Genomic DNA, 7355 nt, shown 5'->3' with positions numbered 1-7355 from the left:
CACTGGAAGAAGCCGAGTCCGGGATCGGAGCAGCGCAACGAAGCCATCCGGGCGTGCCAGCGTTTGGGCCGCAGCGTCTGGAAGAAGTGGAGCGGCTACCACCGGCGCAGCCTTGTCGAGACGAAGATGCACTGCTTCAAGCGACTGGGCGAACGGGTGACGGCGCGCACGTTCGAGCATCAGGTGGTGGAGTTGCATGTCCGCGTGGCCGTACTCAACCGCTTCAGCCAGATCGGTCGTCCTCAAACCGTTCTGGTGGCCGCCATGGCATAAATCCGTCTGGGGTTGGGGCTATGCCGTCTTCGAACTGATTTGTGCAACAAAGCCACTTCAACAGCGTGCGCCGCCTCGTGCGCAAGCTGTGCCAGCGCAATGTGGCGGGAGTGTGCCTGGAAGACAAGATCTTTCCGAAAACGAACTCCTTCATCGGTGAAAGCCAGGAGCTTGCGGATCCGGACGAGTTCGCAGGAAAGATCAAGGCCGCCAAGGACAGCCAGCTCAACGATGCGTTCTGCATCGTTGCGCGTGTCGAGGCGTTGATTGCCGGACGAGGCCTGACGGAGGCCCTCAAGCGGGCAGAGAAGTACCACGCGGCCGGGGCGGATGCGATCCTCATCCATTCGAAAAAGAGCGATGCCGCCGAGATCCTGCAGTTCGCAGAGCATTGGCAGGACCGGGGCCCCCTGGTCATCGTTCCGACCATGTACTACGCGGTGCCGACGGAGCGCTTCATCGACGCAAAGATCGCCGCGATCATCTGGGCCAACCACAACCTGCGCGCCTCGGTGGCGAGCATGAGGCGCGTTTGCGAGACCATCTACCGCGAGCGATCGCTCAAGGACATCGAGAACGATCTGCCGCGGGTCAAGGAGATCTTCGATCTCGTCGAGCAGGATGAACTCACGCAGGCCGAGCATCGCTACCTGCCCCGCGGGAATGCCCTGGACCCGGTCTCCACAGGAGCACTTCAATGATCAGCGGCATGGACTTCGTCGATTCGGCGACACGGCTGGGTTTCAACTTCTACGTGAGCGTCCCCTGCTCGTACCTCACGCCCTTGCTCAACGGCGTGCTGAGCGATGCGAAGGTGGACCATGTCATGGCCTCCAGCGAGGGCGAGGCCGTGGGGATCGCCGCCGGCGCCTACCTGGGCGGGCGCCTGCCGGTCGTGATGATGCAGAACTCGGGGCTCGGCAATGCCGTGAACCCTCTCACATCGCTGAACCACATCTTCAAGATTCCGTCATTGCTGATCTGCAGCTGGCGCGGATCACCGGGCGTACCGGATGAGCCGCAGCACCGGCTCATGGGGGAGATCACGCACCGGCTGCTGGACACGCTCCAGATACCGCACGGCCCCTTCCCCTGGAAGCCGGAACTCATCGGCCCGGCCCTGCAGACGGCGCGCGAGGTCATTGACCGTACCCAACTGCCGTATGCGCTCGTGGTGGACCCCAATGTCCTGGAGACCGAGGAGCTCAAGGCCGTCGGTCTGGTGCGTCCCCCGTCGGCCACGCTGCGCAGGCTGGGAGACCCCGCGATGGCCCTTCCCAGCCGGGAGGACGTTCTGCGAACCGTCGTCGCTACGGCACCGCCGCAGGCGGGGCTCATCGCGACAACGGGCAAGACGGGCCGGGAATTGTTCTGCATTGAAGACAGCCATCGCCACCTCTACCTGGTCGGCTCCATGGGCTGCGCGAGCGCTGTCGGTCTGGGGGCCGCGCTGGCCACGGACCGGCCGATCATCGTGCTCGACGGCGACGGCGCTGCCCTCATGAAGCTGGGCAATCTTTCGACCATCGGTCGCTACCGTCCCTCGTCGATGGTGCACCTCGTGATCGACAACGGGGTTCACGACAGCACTGGGGGGCAGCCGACGAACTCGGGCAACATCGATTTCTCGCAGATCGCCTCCGCGTGCGGCTACCAGGTCATCTACTCATGCAATGGCATCGACGCGGTGGCGGAGGCGCTGCGCAGCGCCCTGGACTCGGTCGGGCCGCATTTCATCCATGTACGGGTCCGGCCGGGCTCCATGCACAACCTTCCCAGGCCAACGGTTTCGCCGGAGGAGGTGGGGCGCCGTTTCTCTCGCCACCTGTTGTCGGACGCCGATGCCAAGGCCCAGGCGGTTCCCGAGCGCGCTGACCAAGTGGGTGCCTGATCGATCGGGAAACCAGTCATGACCATTGCATACGACCTGCCGTTCGAGAGGTGGGCCTCCACTGCGAAGGTGCGCGGAGAGATTCCGTCGCACCAGGCGACCGAGATGGACTGGACCCGGGGGCTTCTGTTCACCCCGGAGCTCGTGCCGAGCGTGTCCCATCCCTTGGTGGCCAGGCGCGGACCGGAGGCTGCCAGGTGGCTGCTCGCCCAGGCATTGTTCTCGAATCTGGAGTTCACCCAGGTTCTCGAACATGAGGTGGTGAACCATGCCGTCTACAGCATTGCGCGTGGCAGATCGGGCTTCGATCTGCCGGGCGCCATGGTTGCCGACGCATGGAACATCCTGGTGGACGAGTCCTACCACGGCAAGATCACCGCCGACTTGTCGCGTCTGGCGGAAGCGCGCACGGGTATTCGAAACCATGCGCCAAGGGTGCCGGCGTTCTTTCTTCGGCTTCAGCGTGAAGTCGCGCGGGCCGATCCCGCGCTGCGGCCGCTGCTGCCGATCTTCTTCTGCTCGATCTCCGAGACGCTCATCACGAAGAACCTGGTCGAGGTCCCCCGGGACCCACGGGTCATTGCGCCGATCCGGCAGGTGATGAAAGATCACGCGGAGGACGAGAGCAAGCATCACCGCTTCTTCGCGAGCTTCATTTCGCAGGCCTGGCCGCAGTTGCCCGAAACCCTGAAAGCCAAGATCGGCCCGCTGCTGCCGAAGTTCATATCCATCTTCATCGACCCGGACATCGTGTTCATCCGCAGCCAGCTGCGGGAAATCGGTCTCGGCGAAGACGATGCCGACCAGGTCATCTTCGACTGCTACTCCGAAGCGAGCCTCGCGGAGTCCCGTCGCAACGGTGCGAGGTCCTCCATCAGTGCGCTGCGCAAGGCGGGCGTGGCCGACAGCGCGTACCTGCGCGATGAGATGCACCGGTATGGCCTTTCCATGGATATTCCCGAGGGGGTTGCGGCATGAGGGCGATCATCTTGGCGGCAGGCGTTGGCAGCCGCATCCGTGGGCACACGGCCAGTCCGAAGTGCTTGCTCAGGATCGATGGAAAGACCTTGCTGCAACACCAGCTCGATGCGTTGCAGGAACTGGGGGTTTCCGATGTCCATGTCATCGTCGGCTACCGCAGCGAGGAAATCATCGGAGCGCTCCCCGGGCATGTGCGCCATCACGTTTATTCGCAGTATGCGGAGACGAACAACCTCTGGACCCTCGCAGCCTTCAGCGAGCTGCTGCAGGGGGACTGCCTGGTGCAGTTCGCGGACGTGAGGGTCTCGAGAGACGCACTGCGGGATCTGCTGTGCAGCTTGTCCGATGTGGCGCTTCTTGGCGACGGGCGCCAGTGTCTCGAGGGCACGATGCGAATTCGGGCGCGTGGCGAGCAGCTGCTGGAGGTCGGCAGCCACATTCCGGTGTCCGAGGGGCACGGGAACTTCATCGGCCTGGCACGCTTCGGGGCAGCCGCTTCACCCAGGCTGGGAGCGCTGATCAATCGATGCGTCCAACTCGGCCAGCGGCGCCAGGACTACTACACCGCGGTGCTGCCCGAATTGTGCTCCGAGCACCGGGCGCACGTCGTCTGGCTTGGCGGCAAGTCGTGGGCTGAGGTCGATGACGTTTCCGATCTGGAACGGGCCCAGGCAATTCCATTCGATGCGTGATCGCATCAGCGTGACAGCTATTTCGCTAGGAGGCAGAGATGTGCGGCTTTGTGGGTATTTTTCATCGAGACGGTCAGTCGTTCGAAGAACGTGAGGTGCTGAACCGAATGAACCAGACCATCGTCCACCGGGGGCCCGACGATGCCGGGATGCATGTCTCCGGGCCTGTCGGTCTGGCCTTTCGCCGCCTGAGCGTCATCGACGTACCGGGTGGGCATCAACCCATGATTGATCCGGCCACCGGCGTGGCACTGGTTTTCAACGGAGAAATCTACAACTACAAGGAACTGCGGCGGGAACTCGAAGGGGCTGGGGCGGTGTTCCGCACCCGCTCGGACACGGAGGTGCTGCTGCGCAGTTTCATTCGCTGGGGCGCGCAATGCGTGGATCATCTCTCCGGCATGTTCGCGTTCGCGGCATGGGACCCGCGCTCCGGGTCCCTGACGGTGGCGCGGGACCGGCTCGGCGTCAAGCCTTTCTACTGGACGGAGATCGGTAAGGATTTCCTGTTCGCATCGGAGGTCAAGGCGTTCTTCCAGCATCCCAGATTCCACAAGCGTGCCAGCCTGGACGGCATTTCGAGCTATCTGTCGTTTCGGCAGCCGGTCTGGGAGCAGACCTACTTCGAGGGCGTCCACAAGCTGCTCCCCGGGGAGATGATGGTGGTGACGCCGCGGCAGATGCAGCGCCGCCGCTACTGGGCGTTGCCGGTACCCCGTCCGGACCATCGGAAAAGCGAAGCCGCCTGGATGGAAGAGCTTCATGACAAGCTCAACGCTGCCGTTCGGCGCTGCCTCGTGGCGGATGTGCCGCTGGGCGCTTACCTCAGTGGTGGCCTGGACTCGAGCATCCTCGTCGCCTTGATGGCCAGGAACATGACGACCAAGCCGCAGACGTTCTCGATCGGCTACGGGGTTCATGGCTACGACGAGGGCGAGTTCGCGGCGGAGGTGGCAGAGGCCGTTGGCGCCGAGCACACCCATCTGACGATCGACCAGCGGGAGTATGTCCAAGGCATGGCGCCCTTGATCGAACAGTGCGATGCGCCACTGATGATTCCGCAGATGGTTGCGGTTCTCAAGCTGTCGAAGGAAATCCGGCGCCATGTGAAGGTCGCTTTGTGCGGCGATGGCGCAGATGAGCTGTTCGGCGGCTATGGGCGGGTGATGCGGTCGCCGTTCGACTGGAAAAAGATCCACGCCATGCGCCGGCTGCTGGGGCCTGCCGCCGGTTCTTTGCAGCGCTTCGGCCGCGATCCTTACGGCCCCGTGGCCAATCTGGGGTGCAAGAGCCACCTTGAGCACTTTCTCAATGTCTATCACTGGATGCCGATCCCGGAAAAGATGGGCTTGCTCACTGGCGATGCACGGGCGCAACTGAAGGGGGACCGCGCGACGCTGGCGGCTTTCGACGAGGCGTTTTCGGACACCGAGGAGTGCGATCCCCACGACAGGGTGCTGCACGCCTTTCAGAAGATCCACCTCGGCTGCGTGCTCGACAAGGTGGATACCATCGGCATGCTCGCATCGCTGGAGGGGCGCGTACCGTTCGTCGACCACGAACTGGTCGAGACCTTCATACACATGCCGCATGCGTTGAAGATGAAGTGGCGCTCTCCCACGTCACTGCTTCGCGCGCTCGGCACGTCGGCATTCAAGGCTTCCGAAGTGCTGGATCAGAACAAGTATCTGCTGCGCAAGCACGGTCAGTCGCTGCTCCCGGGGCACCTCGCGCACCGCAAGAAGATGGGGTTTCCGACGCCCCTGGATGACTGGATGAAGACCGGGATGCTGGACGACGCTCGGGCCCTGCTGCTGGATCAGCGTTCGCGCGAACGCGGTATCTTCGACCCGAAGCGGCTGGAGCATTTCCTGGGCAACCCGCAGTCGCTGGATTACGACTTCTACGGAAAGAAGGTGTGGATGCTCATGAACCTGGAGTTGTGGTTCCGGCGGGTGGTGGACAGCCAGGTGCAGGAGCCCAGTGTCACGGCTTCCCGGCTGGAAGCCCCGGCAATGGTGGCGTAGACCATGCTGAACGAGCACAAATCATCGGGCGAGGCATCTGCGGCGGCATCTCCAGCGAAGGTTCGGCACGAGGACTGGAGGATATGCGGCGAACGCCTGGGCGGGGAGGCACGCCTGGAGGTTCGCTTCCCGTACACCGGCGAACTCGTCGGATCGGTTCCCTTGGCCGAGCCGCATCACGTGAGGCGGGCGCTGGAGCGTGCGCATGCCTTTCGCTCGGAGCTGTCCCGCTACGAGCGGCATCTGATTCTGAGCAGGACTCGTGAGCTGCTGGTCGAGCGGTCGGCACTGTTCGCTCACTCGATCGTTGCCGAGAGCGGCTTGTGCATCCGCGATGCGAGGCACGAAGTCATGCGGGCAGCCGACGTGCTTTCCAGTGCGGCGGCCCAGGCGCTCGTCGATGATGGCAAGGTCTTCTCTTGCGATGTGGGGCCCCATGGGCGCAAGCGCCGGGTCTATACGCAACGCGACCCCTTGCTGGGGGTCATCGTCGCCATCACCCCGTTCAACCATCCGCTCAACCAAATTGTCCATAAGGTGGCCCCCTCCGTGGCGACCAACAACAGGATGGTGTTGAAGCCGAGCGAGAAGACCCCCCTTACCGCATTGATGTTCGCCGATCTTCTGTACGAAGCAGGCCTGCCGGGCCCGATGCTGACCGTCATCACCGGCAAGCCCGATGTCATCGGTCCGGATCTTCTGAGGGCGCCGGAGGTGGACGTGGTCAGCTTCACGGGTGGCGTGGCCGCGGGCAAGATCGTGGCGAAGTCGGCGGTGTACAAGCGGCAGATCCTGGAGCTGGGCGGCAACGATCCCATCATCGTGATGGAGGACGCCGATCTGGAGGAGGCCGTGGAGTTGACGGTCGCTGGGGCCTACCGCAACAGCGGACAGCGGTGCACGGCAATCAAGCGAATCCTCGTGCATGAGAAGGTGTCCGATGCGTTCGTGGAGGCGCTGGTCAGCGCCACATCCGCGCTCCGTGCGGGCGACCCCTTCGACGAGGCCTCTGATCTGGGCACCGTGATCGACGCGGCAGCGGCGCAGTGCATTGAGCGACGTGTCCAGTCCGCGATACTGGATGGTGCCCGATTGCGCCATGGCCATCGGCGCGAGGGGGCGCTGTATCTACCTACGGTCCTTGATGGGGTGCGACCGGAGATGGAGCTGGTTCGAATGGAGACGTTTGGTCCCGTGGCCCCGGTGATCAAGTTCGGCAGCATTGATGAAGCCATCCGGATATCCAACGCAACGGAGTTCGGCCTGTCGTCCTCGGTATGCACGAATCGCTGGGATTACATCCAACGGTTCATCGCCGAACTGCAGGTCGGGTCCGTCAACATCCGGGAAGTGCCCGGTTACCGCCTGGAGTCCACGCCATTCGGCGGCATCAAGGACTCCGGCCTGGGATTCAAGGAAGGCGTGATCGAGGCGATGCATTCTTTCTCGAACGTCAAAACATACTCGCTCCCCTGGGAAGGGTGATGCCGG

General features: G+C 63.4%; 6 protein-coding genes and 1 pseudogene. All 7 read left to right on the top strand.

Annotated features, from left to right (window positions below; genetic code table 11):
• A partial coding sequence (locus AX018_RS17365) for a transposase (protein ID WP_146749351.1) occupies positions 1-273 on the top strand: 273 nt, incomplete at its 5' end.
• A 53-nt stretch (positions 274-326) separates the two neighbouring features.
• A pseudogene (locus AX018_RS17360) lies at positions 327-783 on the top strand (isocitrate lyase/phosphoenolpyruvate mutase family protein); the annotation flags it as partial.
• A gap of 187 nt (positions 784-970) precedes the next feature.
• Positions 971-2164, top strand: coding sequence for a phosphonopyruvate decarboxylase (aepY, locus tag AX018_RS17355; RefSeq protein WP_111879750.1), 1194 nt, complete (start codon positions 971-973; stop codon positions 2162-2164).
• A gap of 18 nt (positions 2165-2182) precedes the next feature.
• Positions 2183-3142: a diiron oxygenase gene (locus AX018_RS17350; protein ID WP_211322465.1), complete on the top strand. Its 960-nt coding sequence runs from the start codon at positions 2183-2185 to the stop codon at positions 3140-3142.
• A complete protein-coding gene (locus AX018_RS17345) occupies positions 3139-3837 on the top strand; it encodes a phosphocholine cytidylyltransferase family protein (RefSeq protein ID WP_111879747.1) in 699 nt (232 codons plus the stop codon). Before AX018_RS17350 ends, AX018_RS17345 begins: the two co-directional genes overlap by 4 nt.
• Before the next feature lie 38 nt (positions 3838-3875).
• Positions 3876-5864: an asparagine synthase (glutamine-hydrolyzing) gene (gene asnB / locus AX018_RS17340; RefSeq protein ID WP_111879745.1), complete on the top strand. Its 1989-nt coding sequence runs from the start codon at positions 3876-3878 to the stop codon at positions 5862-5864.
• Between the two features lie 3 nt (positions 5865-5867).
• Entirely contained in the window at positions 5868-7349 is a 1482-nt protein-coding gene (phnY, locus tag AX018_RS17335) for a phosphonoacetaldehyde dehydrogenase (protein WP_111879742.1), read from the top strand.
• Positions 7350-7355: the final 6 nt, after the last annotated feature.

The sequence above is a fragment of the Paracidovorax anthurii genome (assembly GCF_003269065.1).
Lineage (GTDB): Bacteria > Pseudomonadota > Gammaproteobacteria > Burkholderiales > Burkholderiaceae_C > Paracidovorax > Paracidovorax anthurii.
This window is presented reverse-complemented; position numbering and strand designations above follow the sequence as displayed.